This window comes from Streptococcus suis, assembly GCF_002960625.1.
Classification (GTDB): Bacteria; Bacillota; Bacilli; order Lactobacillales; family Streptococcaceae; genus Streptococcus; species Streptococcus suis_T.
Genome location: NZ_POJH01000051.1, coordinates 1 through 1,118, shown reverse-complemented (window position 1 = coordinate 1,118; position 1,118 = coordinate 1). Strand labels below are relative to the sequence as shown.

The 1,118-nt window shown below is 43.9% G+C and carries 1 protein-coding gene; it reads right to left on the bottom strand.

The annotated features are described in order from the left end of the window. Positions 1-1,118, bottom strand: a 1,118-nt coding sequence (locus tag C1G49_RS10400; protein ID WP_193434000.1) for a MucBP domain-containing protein, incomplete at both ends; no start/stop codon positions are given.

Genomic DNA, 1,118 nt, shown 5'->3' with positions numbered 1-1,118 from the left:
GCGTATCCTGGGATTGACTTGTTAGGTGTTGTTCCCTCTTCTTGCGGTGCAATTGGGTTACCATTTTCGTCAACGTGGTTTGTTACAACCTTCTTAGCAGGTGTTTCTACTTTACGGTAGATGTGAGTTGTGTTACCATCTGGATCTGTTACAGTCTTACCTGTGAACTCATATCCTGGGATTGACTTGTTAGGTGTTGTACCTTCTTCTTGCGGTGCAATTGGGTTACCGTCTTCGTCAACGTGGTTTGTTACAACCTTCTTAGCAGGTGTTTCTACTTTACGGTAGATGTGAGTTGTGTTACCATCTGGATCTGTTACAGTCTTACCTGTGAACTCATATCCTGGGATTGACTTGTTAGGTGTTGTACCTTCTTCTTGCGGTGCGATTGGGTTACCATTTTCGTCAACGTGGTTTGTCACAACTTTCTTAGCAGGTGTTTCAACCTTGCGGTAGATGTGAGTTGTGTTACCATCTGGATCTGTTACAGTCTTACCTGTGAACTCGTATCCTGGGATTGACTTGTTAGGTGTTGTACCCTCTTCTTGTGGTGCGATTGGGTTACCATTTTCGTCAACGTGGTTTGTCACAACTTTCTTAGCAGGTGTTTCTACTTTACGGTAAACGTAAGTTACTTCAGTAGTCTTACCACCTACAACAGTACCAGTTTCTGAACCTTCAACACGAACAAGCTCATAAGTTGTACCATCTTCTGTAGTGATAGTGTTTGGCTTGTTATCAGTTGTGTCGTAAGACTTACCTGCTGGAGCGTTTGTTTCGTCTTGAACAGGTGTCTTAATCACTGTACCGTCTTCAGTCACATAGTTAACAACAACGTTACCGTTTTGTACGTAAGGGATTGGTGTGTCGATACCTGACTCATCTGGAGTTGGTGGCACATAACCCTTGCTTGGATCTGTTGGATCAACTGGTTTCAATGGCTCATTTGTCTTAGGATCAACTGGTGTGAAGCCTGGTACATGAGGGATTGATGGAACTTCACCATCTGGGTAAGGTGTCGTTGGATCGATTGGCTTATCTGGGTTGGTTGGATCGAATGGATAAGGGATTACTGGGTTAACTGGAGTTGGATTCTCTGGTGTTGCAGGAATTTGTGG